This window comes from Haloarcula salina, from assembly GCF_049603855.1.
Lineage (GTDB): Archaea > Halobacteriota > Halobacteria > Halobacteriales > Haloarculaceae > Haloarcula > Haloarcula salina_A.
Map to the genome: position 1 here is coordinate 53,840 of NZ_CP187146.1, position 15,350 is coordinate 69,189.

Consider the following 15,350-nt stretch of genomic DNA (forward strand, 5'->3'; position numbering starts at 1 on the left):
GATGCGGGTCCCGAAGTGCCCGACAACGCGTCCTCCGCGGTCGCGAGTTTGTGAGCTTTTAACACGGCGCGCGCCGTTCCGTCCGCCATGCCCCAGCCAGTCATCGTCGACGCGGTCAGGACCCCGCAGGGAAAGGAGGACGGCGCGCTCGCCGACGTTCGAAGCGAGGACCTCTCGGTGCCGCTCGTCAACCAACTGCTCGCGTCGACCGGCGTCGAGTCCGAGGAGGTCGACGACCTGCTGTGGGGGTGTGCCCAGCAGCGCGGCGAGCAGGGCAACAACGTCGCCCGCGTCATCGCTCTCCTCTCGGACCTCGGCGAGGAAGTTCCCGCCGCGACCATCAACCGCTGGTGTGCCTCCTCGGCGGAAGCGCTGATGCGGGCCGCAGACGCGATCGCTGCGGGCCAGCGCGACGTGCTCATCGCCGGCGGCGTCGAGTCGATGTCCCGCGTGCAGATGGGCGAGAACACCCACAACGTCCACCCCCGACTCGCCGAGCACTACAACGTCGGCGAACTCCAGATGGGGATGACCGCCGAGAAGGTCGCCGACGACCACGGCGTGAGCCGCCGCGAGCAGGACGAGTACGCCCTCCGCAGCCACGAGCGCGCCGCCGACGCGACCGATTCGGGGCGGTTCGACGACGAACTCGTCTCCATCGACACCGACGACGGCCGCGTCGAGGAAGACGAGGGCATCCGCCGGGACACCTCACTGGAGACGCTCTCCGGCCTGCCGACGGTGTTCAAGTCCGACGGCACCGTCACGCCGGGCAACGCCTCCCAGGTCTCCGACGGCGCGGCCGGACTGATGGTCACCTCACGCGAGTTTGCCGAGGACAACGGCCTCGACGTCCTCGCCGAAATCGGCTCCCACGAGGTCGCCGGCGTCGACCCGACGGTGATGGGAATCGGTCCCGTTCCGGCCGTCCGCAGGCTGTGTGAGCGCACCGGACGCGACACCGACGACTACGACCTCGTGGAACTCAACGAGGCGTTCGCCTCGCAGTGTCTCTACTGCCAGCGCGAACTCGGCTTCGACGACGAGATCTACAACGTCAACGGCGGCGCTATCGCCATCGGTCACCCGCTCGGGGCTTCCGGCGCGCGGCTTCCGGTGACGCTGGTCCACGAGATGAACCGCAGAGACGCGGACCTGGGGCTGGCGACGGAGTGCGTCGGATTCGGGCAGGGCGCTGCGATCGAGTTCCGCCTGCCGTAGTTCCCCACGCCGAAGCGACCGCGTCACGCGACTCGCATCGCGATGCGGGTCGCGCGTTTTTCGCCCACGTTTTTCGAGGAGCGGTTCGAGCGCGCTCGGAGAGCGCGCCTGGAACCCGACGACGAAAAAGGTGGAGACGGACCGCCGGGATGCGGACCTGGGGCTGGCGACGGAATGCGTCGGATTCGGGCAGGGCGCGGCGATCGAGTTCCGCCTGCCGTAGCCGGGCCTGTTAGTCGGCGAGCGCGTCCACGGCGGGTGGCTCGGTCGCGCCGCCGGACAGGGTGTGGAGGTAGTCGTCGAGGTCCAGGGCGAACCGGGCGTCCGTCGAGAGGTCGATCCACGAGAACGAGAACTCCGCGCCGCGCTCCTCGCCCGTGCCGGTCACGGTGTGGACCCACTCGTCGCGGGACTCGTGAACGGGGACGTGGTAGAACGAGCGGACGTAGCGCTTCGGCGGCGATTCGCGCCGCGTCCACACGTCGGTCACGAGGTGTTGCAGTTCCTCGAAGGTGGCGAGGCCGCTCTCTTCTGCCACTTCTCGCTGGACCGCTTCGCGCGACGACTCGCCAGGCTCGATGGTTCCTTTCGGCACCTGGAGCCCGTCGTGACCCGGACCCTCGAACACCAACAGCTCGGACCCGTTTCGGGTGATGTAGGCGCAGGCTTTCTTCACGTACGTTACGCGATCGGCGTTCATGTACACCTATCAGATGGCCGAACGTATAGTGCTACTCAAATATGCTCCTAGAGGAATAATATGTGATTGTATCTCGTTGGCGGTGATCGCCACACCGCGACGCGGTCGACATCCCCTGTCGTGCGTGTCGCGCCCGTTACCCACCCTATCGCCATATATCCCACATAGTAGCGCTTTACCGTCGATTTTGGCACTATACACTGATGGTAACGCTGAACCCGGTTATCGAACCCATAACTACGTACTGGTGAGTCGGAGTAATCGGCAATGGGTCGCCATCTGACGTCCGACGAGTGGGATCGTATCGAAGCGTTCGCACAGAAGCCGAGTTACCTGCGCCGCCCGGAGCACCTCCTCCCCGAGGACGCAACCGACGACGAGGGCGAGCGGACCACCGCCGCGGCGAGCGACTGACTCGCGAGACCACTGTTTTCCCGTTGCCGGCCGTTCTGCGGTGTTTATCCGCGCCGACGCCCTGTCGGTAGTCATGAGCCTGCAGACGCTGTTCAACGACATCCCCTTCGTCGAACGCCTCGGGATGGAGATCACGGCCGTCGACGACGGGCACGCCGCGGGGACGCTCTCGCTCCAGCGCAGTCACTCTTCGAACCCCGAATCGCTCGTCGCCCACGGGGGCGTCACGTACTCGCTCGTCGACACCGTCGGCGGCGCGGCCGTCGTCTCGCTGTCCGGGTCGATTTCGCCGACCGTGGACATGCGAATCGACTACCTCGCGCCGGCGACCGCCGACCTGCGAGCCGAGGCCGAGGTCGTCCGCAACGGCGGGAGCGTCGCCGTCGTCGACGTGGAGGTGTACGACGACGACGGCCACCACGTCGCCACCGCTCGCGGGACGTACAAGACCGGCGGCGACGGCGACGGCTCGCCGTGGACCGAGGGCGTCGACCAGGCCGCGATCGAGCGGCTCGAAAACGACTAGTTCCCGCTGACCAGTTTCATCCCGTCCCTGACGGACTCGCGCCGGCCGAGCAGGGTCACCATATCGCCTTCTTCGAGCACGTAGTCGGCGGTCGGGACCTCCGCGTTCTCGTGCAGGTCGCCGCTGACGAGCGCGACGAGGCAGGCCTCGGGCAGCATCGGGCCGACCTCGCGGATCGACTTGCCGATGAGCTCCGGGTTCTCGACTTCGACCTCTTGAACGTCGCCGCTGCGGCCGATGTCGGTCATCCAGTGGGCGATGGCCGGGCGCTCGATCTGGTTGTCGATGGCCCACGCCGTCGCCATCGCCGAGGAGATGGTCCGCACGCCGAGGTCCTCGAAGGCCTCGACGTTGTCGGGGTTGTTCGCGCGGGCGATGACGCGCTCGACGTCGAACTTCGAGCTCGCGAGTTGCGAGACGAGCAGGTTCGCGTCGTCGTCGCCGGTCGCCGCCACGACGGTCTTGGCGTTGTCGGCGCCGGCCGACCGGAGGATGTCCGTGTCCGTGCCGTCGCCGATTTCGACGGCGTAGCCCGCGTTTCGGGCTCGTTCGACTGCCGCTTCGTCCTGTTCGATGATGACGACGTTCTCGCCCCGGTCTTCGAGGCGCGCGGCGAGCGCTCGGCCCACCTGTCCGCCGCCGACGATGATGACTCGCATTGGTATCACGTCCAGTTTTTCCGCGATGTAGCGCGCGAGGCCGCCCTCGAAGAGGGCGGTCGCGAAGATGACGAGAAAGACAGTTCCCAGCAGGATCTCGGCCTGCTGGTTCAGCAGTTCCGCCTGCGCGCCGCCGAGTTCCTCGGCCGCGCTGTGGAGTTCGACCGCAAAGAGCGTCGCGACCGATGCCGGGATGATCCCGCGTGGCCCGACGAAGCTGACGAACAGCTTCTCGTTCGTGGTGAAGCGGTCGCCGACGGTCGAGATGAACACGAGCAGCGGACGGATGAAGAGCGCGACGGCGAGGACCACGAGCAGGCCGGCCACCCCCACGTCCATGAGCGCCGCCAGCTCCAGCTGGGCCGCCAGCGCGATGAAGACGAACGAGAGCACCAGCAGCGTGATGTCGCCTTTGAACGCCTCGATGTCCTCCTCGTAGGGGTGGTCCACGTTGCCCAGCGCCATCCCGGCCGTCGCGGCGGCGGCGACGCCCGCCTCCGTCGCGATGGTGTTCGCGCCCGCGTAGGCGATGAGCGCGCCGGCGAGCACGAGCAGCCGGGAGTTCCGCGGGGCGTCGCCGGGCGAGAGATCCACGTACTGCAAGAGATAGTAGACGACGCCGGCGACGACGAGGCCGACGAGCAGGCCGGTCCCCAGCCGCAGCGCGAACGCCTGTAGCAGGCCGTCGCTGGAGACGGCGGGGTTCACGGTCTCGAAGACGACGACGGCGATGATGGCCGCGGTCACGTCGTTGACGATGCCCTCCGTCTCCAGTGCGGCAGCGACGCGGTCCCTGACGGGCACGACGTTGAGGATCGGCGTGATGACCGTCGGTCCGGTGGCGACCAGCAGCGCGCCGACGAGGAAGGAGAGCTTCCAGGACACCGCCGGCGACGAGAAGGCGAACTTGACGGCGATGGCCGTTCCGACGAGTGCGATCGCCGCGCCGACGGTGACGAGGCGGAACGTCGCGGTCGGGGCCTCCCGCAAACGATCGAAGCGGAGGTGATAGGCCCCCTCGAAGACGATGATCGCGACCGCCAGCCCGACGATCGCCGAGAGCGCCCCGCCGAACGTCCCGCTGGTGATGATACCCAGTCCCGGCTGGCCGATGACGACGCCGACCAGCAGGTAGAAGATGATGCTCGGGACGCGCAGGCGCGCCGCTAACACCTGTGCGAGCACGCCGAGTCCGATGATACCGGCGACGAGCGGAATCAGCAACGTCGAGCTACCAGCCACGGTTGGCCTCCATCTGTCCGGGCGAACGGGCCCCCCCGGTATAAACGCACTCACTCCCTCCCGCAGGTGCCGGCTTATCGCGCGTCCGTCGCCGTCACTCCTCGCGGTTGTCGAGCGCGACGAGGACGCCGCGGACGTTCAGCCGCGCCTCGGCCCGCCCCTTCCGCTCGCCCCAGACGTCGGCGTCGGCCCGCTCGACGAAGTAGTCGACGACCGCCTCGTCGTCTTCGAGTTCCGCGCGCTTCTGTGCGACGCTCTCGACCCACTCCGGCAGGATTTCGGCGTAGGTCTCCAGTTTGTCGCCGGCGAGTGCCGGGCCGTAGTGCCCGTACAGCAGCGTCTCCGGGTCGAGGTCCTGCAACATCGCCACGTCGTCGAGTGCGCCCTCCAGCGTGAAGTTGATCGGCGGCGTCGTGACGTGGACCTCGTCGGTCGACGGCGTGTAGATGCCGGCGGCGTCGGCGGTGAACACGGCGTCGATGGCGGGATCGTGGAAGACGACCTGGTGGGGGGCGTGACCCGGTGCGTGGAGCGCGCGAAGCTCGTGGTCGCCGAGGTCGATCACGTCGCCGTCGGTCAGCTCTTCGATGCGCGCTTCGGGGACCGGCTTCGGCTCGCCGTAGTACTGGATCTGGTCGCCGACCGCGTGCTTGGTCCCCTCCCAGAGCCGCTCGGGGTCGACGAGGTGCCGCGACCCCATCTCGTGGACGTAGACGGTGGCGTTCGGGCACGCCTCGGCGAGGTAGCCGGCCCCGCCCGCGTGGTCGAGATGGACGTGCGTGACCGCGATGACCTCCAGGTCCTCGGGCGCGATGCCGACCGACTCCAGGGCCGCGACGATGTTCTCGTGGCGCGCGCCGATGCCGGTGTCGACCACCGCCGGTCGCTCCGCGTCGACGACGTACACCGACCCGTACTCGGGCACGTCGTACATCCCGGTGTCGACGTAGTGAACGTCCGTACAGCTCCCGACCGTCACCTCGTAAACGTCACCGATTGCCATACGCACTCCCCCGGCCGGCGCGGGCAAAACCGTTGTGCCGACAGACCTGACGGGAAACTGTCAGGAACCGCAAGTGGGTTCACCGGGTATCGGAAACACTGCGGTATGTACGACGCCGTGCTCCTCCCGACCGACGGCTCCGCGGACTCCGCTCTCGCGGCCGACCACGCCATCGACCTCGCCGAGCGTCACGACGCCGCCCTGCACGCGCTGTACGTCCTCGAGACGTCCCACGCCGTCGACCAGCTAGAGGGCTTCGAGGACACCAGCATCTTCGACCGCCTCGAAGCCGCCGGCACGCAGGCCGTCGCGGCCGTCGCCGACCGGGCCGAAGACGCCGACGTCGACGTCGTCGAGACGACTGTCGTGCAGGGCGTGCCCCACGAGGAGATCGTCGATTACGTCGCGGCCGCGGACATCGACGTGGTCGTGATGGCGACGGCCGGCCGGACCGGGACCTCGCGCGAACTCATCGGGAGCGTCACCGAGCGCGTCGTTCGCGCCTCGCCCGTCCCGGTGCTCGCGGTCAAGGCCGGCGACGAGTAGCCGCGCTCCCGCGGCCGCGACGCCGCGGCACGGCCCCGCGACACCTGCGCCGGCCGGGACCGACACGCCTAATTTCCGCCGTCGAGAACCCTCGGCCATGTTATCGAGACAGTTCGTCCGGGAGCACCCCGAGACGGTCCGGGACGCCATCGAGCGCAAGGGCGTCACGGGCGTGGACCTCGACGAAATCCTCGCCATCGACGAGGAGTGGCGCGAACTGAAGGCGAAAGGCGACGGGCTGCGACAGGAGCGCAACGAGATCTCGAGCAAGATCGGCCAGTACAAACAGGAGGGCGACGAGGACGCGGCCCAGGAGGCCATCGAACGCTCCCAGGAACTCAAAGACGAACTGCAGGACGTCGAGGACCGCGCGGACGAACTGGAGTCGAAACTGGAGACGGCGCTGCTGGAACTCCCGAACGTCCCGCACGAGTCGGTCCCGACCGGCGAGGGCGAGGCCGACAACGTCGAGCGCTACCGCGAGGGCTTCGACGACCTCCGGGACCTGCCCGACGAGGTCGTCCCGCACTACGACCTCGGTGAGGAACTCGACCTGCTCGACTTCGAGCGCGGCGCGAAGGTGACCGGCGGCGGCTACCAGTTCGTCAAGGGCGACGGCGCGCGCCTCGAACACGCGCTCATCCAGTTCATGCTCGACGTGCACCGCGAGCAGGAGTACGTCGACGTGCTGCCGCCCATCCCGGTCAACTCCGACTCGATGGAGGGGACCGGTCAGCTCCCGAAGTTCGACGAGGACGCCTACCGCGTCGGCGCGCGCCAGGACGACGACTACGACAGCGACGACCTCTGGCTGCTGCCGACGGCGGAGGTCCCGGTCACGAACATGTACCGCGACGAGATCCTGCTGGACGACGACCTCCCGGTCAAACACCAGGCGTTCTCGCCGAACTTCCGCCGGGAGGCCGGCGAGCACGGCACCGAGACGCGCGGGTACGTCCGCGTCCACCAGTTCCACAAGGTCGAACTCGTCAACTTCGTCCGCCCGGAAGACAGCTACGACCGACTGGAGGGGCTGCTCGACGAGGCCGCCGAGGTGCTCGACCGCCTCGACCTGCCCTACCGCGTGCTGGACATGTGCACCGGCGACATGGGCTTCACGCAGGCCAAGAAGTACGACATCGAGGTGTGGGCCCCCGGAGACGACATGGACGAGGGTCCCGAGATCGGCGGTCGCTGGCTCGAGGTCTCCTCGGTCTCGAACTTCGAGGACTTCCAGGCGCGCCGCGCCGGCCTGCGATTCCGGCCCGAGCGCCACGAGTCCGCCGAGTACCTCCACACGCTGAACGGCTCCGGGCTCGCGGTGCCCCGCGTGCTGGTCGCCATCCTCGAGTACTACCAGAACGACGACGGCACCGTCACGGTCCCCGAACCGCTGCGCCCGTACATGGGCGGTCAGGAAGTCATCGAAGGCCACGAGCCGATCGGCGAGAGCGCCGTCGGGGCCGGCGAGAAGGACTGACCGATCGCCGCGCTCGCACCGCTCGCTCGCACTGGCGATTTTCTCCGCCGCTATCGCGTGTACGTCTCGATGCGCTCGATGCCGCCGTCGGCAAACGAGAACACGTCGACGAAGCCGACGATGCGCTCGCCGTCGCTATCGAGCAGTCGCCCGCGGGCGACGACCTCGTCCGCCGTGCCGTCGCCGGCCGGGCAGTAGAGCCCGTCCAGCGGATGGCTCGTGTCGGGCTGAGGTCGTTCCTCGCGCATGAACCGGACGAAGCGCTCTCGCCCCTCGATGGTCCGGTCCGGTCGGTCGTGGACGAAGCTCTCGGCGAGCAGCGACGCCAGTCGGTCGTAGTCGCCGCCGTCGATGGTCTCGTAGTACGTTCGGGCGCGCTCGACGCGCTCGGTGTTCGTCACGAGTCCGCCCCCGGCTCCTCGCCGTCCGCTCGGGCCGCGTTCTTGACCCGTTCGCCCTCGCTCTCCTCGTCGCGCTCGGCCGCCGTCGCTCCGCCGCCTGTCTCGACCGCCCCGCCGTCCGTATCGGCCTCGTCGTCGCCGGCCGGTCCGGCGTCGGTCGGCCCGTCCTCGTCGTCGCCGGCCGTGGGGTCGGCGAGGTCGAGTTCGGCCGGACCGCCCGCCTCGTCTTCGGCCTCGGCCGCTGGCTCCGCCCCCGAGTCGGATTGATCCGGTCGGTCGTCGGCCGCCGGTTGGTTCGGTTCGCCGGCCGCGTCGGCGTCTTCACGCGGGCCGTCCGCACCGACCGTCTCCGGCGGCGCGTCGACCATCGCCGTCGGCGTCTCGTCGAGCGGCTCGGTCGGCCGGGTCTCGGCCTCGCTCGCCGCCAGTTCGGCCTGTATCTCTTCGATGTCCGTCTCGTCCACGTCGGTGAGTTCGCCGTCGCTCGCGGCGGACGCCCGCGCGTCGTCGCCGTCAGCCTCGGTCTGGTCGCCCGGCGGTCTCGGCTCGGGTTCCGAAGCTGTCGGCGCTTCAGTCTCGTCCACCGCCGATTCGTCGCCGTCGGCCCGCTCGACCTCGTCGTCGATGTCCACGCCGAGGGAGGTGTCGACGTCCTCCGTTTCCGTCGGAAGGAAGGACCCGTCTTCCGCCGGTTCGTCCTTCTCCAGCGACTCGACCGCGGGCGGCCACTGCTCGTCGGGGTCGGGCGGCTCCCGGTAACCGCGCGCGTCTTCGAGCGGGCACTCGGCGTCGTCGCGGAGTTCCTGGCCCTCCGCACCGCTGCCACTGGAGTAGGCACTCGCGGCCCGGGTGAGCCAGTCGCTGGCCTGCCACAGCGCGTTGGCCTTCGCCTTCGCCCCCTCGTAGATCGGTGACAGCGACCCGTCGTCGACGAACCGGACGGCGGTATCGAAGTGGTCCTCGGCCGCCGCGAACTCCTCGCGGGCCTGCTGGAAGTCGCCCTGTGCCACGACCCACTCCGAGTCTCGAAACCCGCCCATCGCCGCGGTGAACGACCGCCGCCCCTCGGTGTAGTGAGCGTGGCCGACGCGGTAGCGGGCGAAGGCGGTGTCGTCACCGCCGGTGTCCGCGATGGCGTCCTTGATCTCCTCGACGCGGGGCAGTTCCTGGAGGTCGTCTGTGCTCCAGGCGTACTGAACCTCGCCGTCGTGGTCGATGACGACGACGGCTCGCTCGACGAGGCGCTGGCCGATGGGGTCCACGAAGTCGACGCCGTACTCGCGGGCGACCTCGTGGTCGGTGTCGGCGAGCAGCGGGACCTTCAGGTCGTAGCGCTCGGCGAAGGCCCGGTGGCTGTACACCGAGTCCGGGCTGATTCCGAGGATGGTCACGTCCTTCTGCATCGTAAAGAGGTCGAGTTCGCCGAGGTCACACGAGGCGTCGTCGCAGGCCGGGTTGAAGTCCGCCGGGTAGAACGCGAGGATGACCACGTCCTCGCCGAGGTACTCCGACAGCGCGACCCGCTTGCGTGACCCGTCGACCAGCGCCGGGAGTTCGAACTCCGGCGCCGCTGTCCCCTCCGAAAGCACGTCCTCACAGATCCGCCCCGTCTATAACAGTGTTTGCCCCGTATCGCGGAGCGAGCCCCTTTTACCGCCCAGCGCGCTACGAACGGTGTGGAACTGCACGTCCGATACGAGGGCGACGACGACCCAGACAAGTGCAGCGCGCGGAAACTCGCGCGGATGGACGAGGCCGAACTCCACCGCGCGACGCGCTCGACACCGCCGGGTATCGTCCTCAACCCCTTCGCCGACCAGGCGCTCTCGCCGGCCGACCGTCCGGGCCCCGGCGACGGCGCGCGACACAGCCGCGTGGTCGCCCTCGACTGCTCGTGGGAGACGGCCGAGCGGGAGGCGTTCGATCTCGAGGGCATCCACCGGTCGCTGCCCTTCCTCGTCGCGGGGAACCCGGTCAACTTCGGGACGCCATTCCAGTTGAACACCGTCGAGGCCTTCGCCGGCGCGCTCGCCATCCTGGGCGAGCGCGAGCACGCCGAGCGCATCCTCTCGTCGTTCTCGTGGGGCCACACCTTTCTGGAACTGAACGAGGAACCGCTGCGGCGCTACGCGGACTGCGAGGATTCGAGCGACGTGATCGCCGTCCAGGACGACTACCTCGCCGAGGAGTGACGGTCACCGGGGCTGTGCTGGCTTCTCGTTGAGCGGCGCATCGCAGTGCGGGCAGGCCTCTCGGGCGTGGGCCTCGAACACGTCTTCGATGCGCTCGCCGCAGGCTTGGCAGCGCATACTGGACACTACCACACGTCGAATATTGTAGCTTTCCCTATATGTTTCATGGACGCTGGTGGCCCGCGCCTCAGCGAAAGCCGGTCCCGATGCCGACGGGTGATTCCGGTGGCTTCAGGGGGCTCGTCGGCAGGTCTGCCGCCGGGTCCGGGTCGTTGTAGCCGCCCGGTGCCACGTCGTTGGGGCCGTCGGGATACCACAGCGACGCGAGCGCCTGGACGTGGTCCCGGCCGACGCCGAGTTCGAACTGGCCGCCGCCGTAGAGGTCGATGTCGTTTCGCTCGCAGTACGCGATGGTGTCCAGCACGGACTCGACGGTGCCACACCGGGACGGTTTCATGTTGAGCCACTCGGGTTCGAACGGCAGGGCCTCGATGCTCTCGACGCCGGTGATCGGCACGTCCCACGTCACCCGTTCCTCCCGCCCGTCGAACACCGGCCGGGTCGCGTCGGTCAGGTTCGGGTCCTCGACCAGCGCGTTCGGGAGCCCGTCCACGACGCGGCGGTAGAACGCGGGGTCCGCGTCGACGCCGACCTCGCCGTCGTCGTACAGCCCTTTCAGGTCGAGCACCCGCACGTCGTACTCGCTCACCTCGGCGACGAGGCCGTCGTCCCAGGACGGCGTGGGGTCGAGCTTGAACCCGAGATCGCCGTAGCGGTCGTACAGTGTCGCCAGCCGGTTGGCGGCTGGGGGCGCGTCGTCGCCGGGATCCGACAGCCGCGTCGAGACGACGAACGAGACGGGGTCGTAGGACCGTCCGACCGCCGCCCCGAGAGAGGTGTCGGCCTGCTTCAGCGCGAGGTCGAGCGCCGCGCTCTCGAAGCCCCAGCGCCGGTAGTGGCGAAAGCGCTCCTCCTCGGGGGGCTCGGGCCAGAGGTCGGCTCCGTCGAGCGCCGTCGAGAAGGTGTCGAGCGTGTACTCACCCGCCAGCGACACCTCGTGACCCTGAAGCGCGTCGTGAGCCTCTGTGGCGTAGGTCACGTCCTCGCCACGACCCGTCACACCGTTTCCTTCGAGAGAAATCGTTGTCGTCGCCCGGTCGAACCCACTCGACGTGGCGCGCTCTCGGCGTTCGAAACTGCAGTCCTCGACGGACAGGGGGAGCGCTGCGACTTCGTCGTACATAGGGGTCCTTCGCGCGGCGGCCGCCTAAAAGCGACGGGGCGGGCGACACCCGCTCTCGGACGGATCTTGGACGAACGTTTATGGGAATTCCGGGCGACGTTGCTCACATGAGCGTGTTAGAGACCGTCAAAGACGTACTGCGGGCGTCCACGGAGTCGGCCGACCGCGGCGAGGGGTCGGGCGCGGCCTCGAAGGGGGCGTACTGGTGTGACGACTGCGGCGAGCGGATCCCCGACGCCGACGTGGAGGGAGACGACCCGCCCGCGTGCCCGTCCTGCGGCGAGACGATGCGGTTCGAGCGCTCCCCGAGTTCCACCGGGTGCGCGTGCTGACCGACCATGGACGTGGACAAACGTATCGAGGCGTACCTCGACGCGCTCGAAGAGTGGCTGCACGGCCTGTATCACGGGATGATCGAACACCCGTCGGTCGAGAAGATCGAGAAGGAGGCCGAGGACACGGCGGACGTGTTCATGTTCGCCTGCTTCGCCGACGCCTTCGGAATCCCCAGCCCGGTCTCGTACTACACCGCCGAGCTCCTGCCGTATCTCACCGACGAGTTCACCCAGTGGGAGCGCCGGATGTGGGACCGACAGTCGCTGCTCGAACGCAAGGGCCAGCAGTACCACTTCTGAGATGAACAGGTTCGTCTTCTTCGGCGGTAAGGGCGGGGTCGGCAAGACCACCGTCTCGGCCGCCTACGGACTCAACTGCGCTCGCGCCGGCCTGGACACGCTTCTGGTCTCGACGGACCCGGCTCACAGCACGTCCGACGTGTTCGACCAGCAGTTCGGCGACGAGCCGACCGCGGTCGACGGTCACGACGGCCTCTGGGCGATGGAGATCGACCCCGAGGCCGAGATCGACCGCCACATGCGCGAGATCAAGGCGACGATGTCGGACCAGGTGAGCCCGGCCATCGTCAACGAGATCGACCGCCAGATCGAACTCGCCCATCGCACGCCCGGGGCCTACGAGGCGGCGCTGTTCGACCGCCTCATCGACGTGATGCGGTCGAGCGAGGACTACGACCGCGTCGTCTTCGACACCTCGCCGACCGGCGGGACCCTGCGCCTGCTGTCGCTCCCGGAATTCCTCGAATCGTGGGTCGAGCGCCTCCGCGAGAAACGCGCCGAGAGCGTGGACCTGTTCGAGAAGGCGGCGATCGGTGACCAGGAGGCGCGGGCGAAACTCGCCGACGACCCCATCCTGGCGCGACTGGCCGAGCGCAAGGAGCAGTTCGCGTTCGCCGGCGAGACGCTCCGGGAGGACGCCGCGTTCTTCCTCGTGCTCAACCCCGACGACCTCTCTATCGAGGAGTCCCACCGCGCCGTCGACGACCTCGAATCGGCGGGGCTGAGCGTCGGCGGCCTCGTCGTCAACAAGGTCGCCCCCGAACCCGACCCCGAGGAGAGCGGGACCGGCGCGACGTTCCTGCGGGAGCGCCACCGGACCGAGCGGGACCGACTGGACCGCATCGAAGGGGAGTTCGACCAGCCGATCGTCGCCGTCATCGAACAGCGGGTCGCCGAGATCAAGGGCAACCTCCTCGACGAGATCGCCGCCGAACTCGACATCGACGTGACGGCCGCGCCGCCGGAGCAAGGGTAGCCGTCACCGCCCGGATTCGCGGCGGCACGGCCGCGGTGTGACGACCGATTCCGTCGGTACGAAACCGATTCCTTCGTGAGAGAAATGCCGAAGTAGCCACGGCAGTGCCACTTTTGCCGACCGGGACTGACGTTTTTGCGCCAGAGGCGGGCTGTAGCCTGACCATTCAGAGACTGTTATAAAAAATCGTCAGCAATTATTAAGTGAGTATTGGACGCAACGATATGTGAGGTTCACTATCATGGTACAAGTCATCTGGCTCGTCATCGCAACGCTCGTGACGTTCACGGTCGGCTACGTCAGTTACTCCCGGTATCTCGCGCAGTTCGTCGAACTCGACGACAGCAACGAGACACCGGCACACAAGTACGAGGACGGCCAGGAGTACGTCCCGGCGAAGAAGCCGGTGTTGCTGGGTCACCACTACTCCAGCATCGCCGGCGGCGCGCCCATCGTCGGCCCGATCACCGCCGGCGTCGTCTGGGGGTGGGTGCCGGCGCTGCTGTGGATCGCCATCGGGAATCCGCTGATGGGCAGCGTTCACGACTTCGTGTCGCTGTCCGGGAGCCTGCGACACGAGGGCAAGTCGATCGGCTACATCATCGGCGAGTACGTCGGCGACCGCGGCAAGAACATGCTGCTGTGGTTCGCGTTCCTGACGATCATCCTCGTCGTCGCGGTGTTCGCGCTCGTGGTCGCCATCGTGTTCAACGCCTACCCGCAGGCGGCGACGGCCAGTTTCGTCTACATCGCGCTCGCGCTCGTCTTCGGCGTGTACCTCTATCAGTTCGACCTGCCGTTCATCCCCGGGACGGCCGTCTTCGTCACCGCAGTGTTCGGCGGCGTCTGGGTCGGTCTCAATTTCCCTATCGCGCTGTTCCCGGCCGCGGAGGGGTCGTCGTACGCACCCGAAACGATCGTCCTGTTCGGCTCGGGACTGGCCTCGATCGTGCCCGCGGCGGGGACGCTCGGCGCGAACACGGCCGGCTGGATTCCGGTCATTCTCGTCTACGCGGCAGTCGCGTCGGTGCTACCGGTGTGGATGCTGCTCCAGCCGCGTGACTTCCTCTCGTCGTTCCTGCTGTACGCGGGGGTCGGCGGGGCGCTGCTCGCCGTCATCGTCGGGACGATCTTCGGGACGGCCGCGGAGCCCCTGACCATCTCGCTCGAACCGTACTACGGCTTCATGGGGACCGCTGGGCTCCCGCTGTTCCCGCTGCTGTTCGTGACCATCGCCTGCGGGACCATCAGCGGCTTCCACTCGCTCGTGTCCTCGGGCACGACCGCGAAGCAACTGAACAAGGAGAGCGACGCCCGGACCATCGGCTACGGCGGGATGCTCGGCGAGGGACTGCTCGCGACGGTGGCGCTCGGCACGGTCGCCATCGCCGGCGTCACCGCCGGCGGCGGTATCGGACGCGCGCTCCCGAACTTCGCCAGCGGCGGATCCGTCATGCTGTCGAGCTTCGGTATCCCGCTGGAGGTCGGCGCGGTGTTCATGGCGCTCGTGTTGGTGAGCTTCCTGCTGACCTCGACCGACACCGCGGTCCGCCTCGGCCGCTACATGGCCGAGGAGATCGTCGGGGCGCCGACCGCCTCCTCGTCGGCCGTCCGGCAGGTCCAGTCGGTCGGTATCAACCGCTACAGCAACGCCGTGATCCAGTGCCTCGTCGCGTACGCGCTCGTCGCCAGCGGGTCGTGGGCGAGCCTCTGGCCGCTGTTCGGCGGCGCGAACCAGTTGCTCGCCGCGCTGGCGCTGCTGACCGCGACCGTCTGGCTCGCCAACTGGGACGACGACAAGCAGCTCATCAGCACCGGCGTCCCGATGGCGCTGATGACAGCCATCACCGTCTGTGCGCTGCTGTACCTCTCGCTGTATCAGAACCTCTATCAGCAGTTCATCATGGGCGGCTTCGCGGATAGCGCGGGGCTCGTCACCCGCATCTCCGTCGCGGTCCAGATCATCCTCGCGCTCGTGCTCGTCGGCCTCGCGCTGTCGCTGGTCTGGATCGGCTACAACAACATCAAGTCCGTCCGCCGGGAACCCGGCACGACGCCCGCTGACGACTGACTGCCGCCGACGCGACGCCTCGATTTTCCGTTTCTCACCCG

16 protein-coding genes are annotated in these 15,350 nt (G+C 68.2%); 10 read left to right on the top strand and 6 right to left on the bottom strand.

What is annotated here, in order from left to right; translation table 11 throughout:
- Positions 1–87 precede the first annotated feature (87 nt).
- Positions 88–1,221, top strand: coding sequence for a thiolase family protein (locus tag ACOZ4I_RS00280; protein WP_424001870.1), 1,134 nt, complete (start codon positions 88–90; stop codon positions 1,219–1,221).
- Positions 1,222–1,453: 232 nt separating this feature from the next.
- On the opposite strand, the gene ACOZ4I_RS00285 is transcribed toward ACOZ4I_RS00280, so the two are convergent.
- Positions 1,454–1,921, bottom strand: a complete 468-nt coding sequence (locus ACOZ4I_RS00285; protein WP_424001872.1) for an NUDIX hydrolase — start codon at positions 1,919–1,921, stop codon at positions 1,454–1,456.
- 267 nt (positions 1,922–2,188) lie between these two features.
- On the opposite strand from ACOZ4I_RS00285, the gene ACOZ4I_RS00290 reads away from it, so the two are divergent.
- Entirely contained in the window at positions 2,189–2,335 is a 147-nt protein-coding gene (locus ACOZ4I_RS00290; RefSeq protein WP_424001874.1) for a hypothetical protein, read from the top strand.
- Positions 2,336–2,408: 73 nt separating this feature from the next.
- The gene (locus ACOZ4I_RS00295) at positions 2,409–2,861 is read left to right on the top strand and encodes a PaaI family thioesterase (RefSeq protein ID WP_424001876.1); all 453 of its coding nucleotides are present in this window, start codon (positions 2,409–2,411) and stop codon (positions 2,859–2,861) included.
- Here the strand turns inward: ACOZ4I_RS00295 and ACOZ4I_RS00300 are convergent.
- On the bottom strand, positions 2,858–4,762 hold the full coding sequence (locus tag ACOZ4I_RS00300) for a cation:proton antiporter (RefSeq protein WP_424001878.1): 1,905 nt from the start codon (positions 4,760–4,762) through the stop codon (positions 2,858–2,860). The genes ACOZ4I_RS00295 and ACOZ4I_RS00300 overlap by 4 nt on opposite strands.
- Before the next feature lie 94 nt (positions 4,763–4,856).
- A complete protein-coding gene (locus ACOZ4I_RS00305; RefSeq protein ID WP_424001880.1) occupies positions 4,857–5,765 on the bottom strand; it encodes an MBL fold metallo-hydrolase in 909 nt (302 codons plus the stop codon).
- A gap of 105 nt (positions 5,766–5,870) precedes the next feature.
- On the opposite strand from ACOZ4I_RS00305, the gene ACOZ4I_RS00310 reads away from it, so the two are divergent.
- Both ACOZ4I_RS00310 and serS read left to right on the top strand, forming a co-directional pair.
- Complete coding sequence (locus ACOZ4I_RS00310) at positions 5,871–6,311, top strand: universal stress protein (protein ID WP_424001882.1); 441 nt, start codon at positions 5,871–5,873, stop codon at positions 6,309–6,311.
- A 97-nt stretch (positions 6,312–6,408) separates the two neighbouring features.
- Positions 6,409–7,791 carry a serine--tRNA ligase gene (gene serS / locus ACOZ4I_RS00315; protein ID WP_424001884.1) on the top strand — a complete coding sequence of 461 codons (1,383 nt, stop codon included), beginning with the start codon at positions 6,409–6,411 and terminating at the stop codon, positions 7,789–7,791.
- Between the two features lie 50 nt (positions 7,792–7,841).
- Here serS and ACOZ4I_RS00320 read toward each other — a convergent pair whose 3' ends face one another.
- Both ACOZ4I_RS00320 and ACOZ4I_RS00325 read right to left on the bottom strand, forming a co-directional pair.
- Positions 7,842–8,192: a nuclear transport factor 2 family protein gene (locus ACOZ4I_RS00320; RefSeq protein ID WP_424001886.1), complete on the bottom strand. Its 351-nt coding sequence runs from the start codon at positions 8,190–8,192 to the stop codon at positions 7,842–7,844.
- Positions 8,189–9,781 (bottom strand): redoxin domain-containing protein, encoded by a 1,593-nt coding sequence (locus ACOZ4I_RS00325; protein WP_424001888.1) that lies wholly within the window; start codon positions 9,779–9,781, stop codon positions 8,189–8,191. Before ACOZ4I_RS00325 ends, ACOZ4I_RS00320 begins: the two co-directional genes overlap by 4 nt.
- 87 nt (positions 9,782–9,868) lie before the next feature.
- On the opposite strand from ACOZ4I_RS00325, the gene ACOZ4I_RS00330 reads away from it, so the two are divergent.
- Positions 9,869–10,384, top strand: coding sequence for a DUF367 family protein (locus ACOZ4I_RS00330; RefSeq protein ID WP_424001890.1), 516 nt, complete (start codon positions 9,869–9,871; stop codon positions 10,382–10,384).
- Between the two features lie 187 nt (positions 10,385–10,571).
- On the opposite strand, the gene ACOZ4I_RS00335 is transcribed toward ACOZ4I_RS00330, so the two are convergent.
- A complete protein-coding gene (locus ACOZ4I_RS00335; protein WP_424001892.1) occupies positions 10,572–11,627 on the bottom strand; it encodes a hypothetical protein in 1,056 nt (351 codons plus the stop codon).
- Between the two features lie 107 nt (positions 11,628–11,734).
- Here ACOZ4I_RS00335 and ACOZ4I_RS00340 point away from each other — a divergent pair, with 107 nt between their 5' ends.
- The 4 genes from ACOZ4I_RS00340 to ACOZ4I_RS00355 all read left to right on the top strand — a co-directional run bounded on the left by ACOZ4I_RS00340 (position 11,735) and on the right by ACOZ4I_RS00355 (position 15,309).
- On the top strand, positions 11,735–11,959 hold the full coding sequence (locus tag ACOZ4I_RS00340; RefSeq protein WP_424001894.1) for a hypothetical protein: 225 nt from the start codon (positions 11,735–11,737) through the stop codon (positions 11,957–11,959).
- A gap of 6 nt (positions 11,960–11,965) precedes the next feature.
- On the top strand, positions 11,966–12,262 hold the full coding sequence (locus ACOZ4I_RS00345; protein ID WP_424001897.1) for a hypothetical protein: 297 nt from the start codon (positions 11,966–11,968) through the stop codon (positions 12,260–12,262).
- Position 12,263: 1 nt separating this feature from the next.
- Positions 12,264–13,238: an ArsA family ATPase gene (locus ACOZ4I_RS00350; protein WP_424001899.1), complete on the top strand. Its 975-nt coding sequence runs from the start codon at positions 12,264–12,266 to the stop codon at positions 13,236–13,238.
- A gap of 241 nt (positions 13,239–13,479) precedes the next feature.
- Positions 13,480–15,309, top strand: coding sequence for a carbon starvation CstA family protein (locus tag ACOZ4I_RS00355; RefSeq protein WP_424001901.1), 1,830 nt, complete (start codon positions 13,480–13,482; stop codon positions 15,307–15,309).
- The last annotated feature ends 41 nt before the right edge of the window (positions 15,310–15,350 follow it).

Coding starts and splice junctions, on each gene's coding strand:
- ACOZ4I_RS00280 (WP_424001870.1), top strand. CDS start 88: ATGCCCCAGCCAGTCATCGTCGACGCGGTCAGGACCCCGCAGGGAAAG.
- ACOZ4I_RS00290 (WP_424001874.1), top strand. CDS start 2,189: ATGGGTCGCCATCTGACGTCCGACGAGTGGGATCGTATCGAAGCGTTC.
- serS (WP_424001884.1), top strand. CDS start 6,409: ATGTTATCGAGACAGTTCGTCCGGGAGCACCCCGAGACGGTCCGGGAC.
- ACOZ4I_RS00305 (WP_424001880.1), bottom strand. CDS start 5,765: ATGGCAATCGGTGACGTTTACGAGGTGACGGTCGGGAGCTGTACGGAC.
- ACOZ4I_RS00285 (WP_424001872.1), bottom strand. CDS start 1,921: ATGAACGCCGATCGCGTAACGTACGTGAAGAAAGCCTGCGCCTACATC.
- ACOZ4I_RS00350 (WP_424001899.1), top strand. CDS start 12,264: ATGAACAGGTTCGTCTTCTTCGGCGGTAAGGGCGGGGTCGGCAAGACC.
- ACOZ4I_RS00335 (WP_424001892.1), bottom strand. CDS start 11,627: ATGTACGACGAAGTCGCAGCGCTCCCCCTGTCCGTCGAGGACTGCAGT.
- ACOZ4I_RS00310 (WP_424001882.1), top strand. CDS start 5,871: ATGTACGACGCCGTGCTCCTCCCGACCGACGGCTCCGCGGACTCCGCT.
- ACOZ4I_RS00345 (WP_424001897.1), top strand. CDS start 11,966: ATGGACGTGGACAAACGTATCGAGGCGTACCTCGACGCGCTCGAAGAG.
- ACOZ4I_RS00355 (WP_424001901.1), top strand. CDS start 13,480: ATGGTACAAGTCATCTGGCTCGTCATCGCAACGCTCGTGACGTTCACG.
- ACOZ4I_RS00295 (WP_424001876.1), top strand. CDS start 2,409: ATGAGCCTGCAGACGCTGTTCAACGACATCCCCTTCGTCGAACGCCTC.
- ACOZ4I_RS00340 (WP_424001894.1), top strand. CDS start 11,735: ATGAGCGTGTTAGAGACCGTCAAAGACGTACTGCGGGCGTCCACGGAG.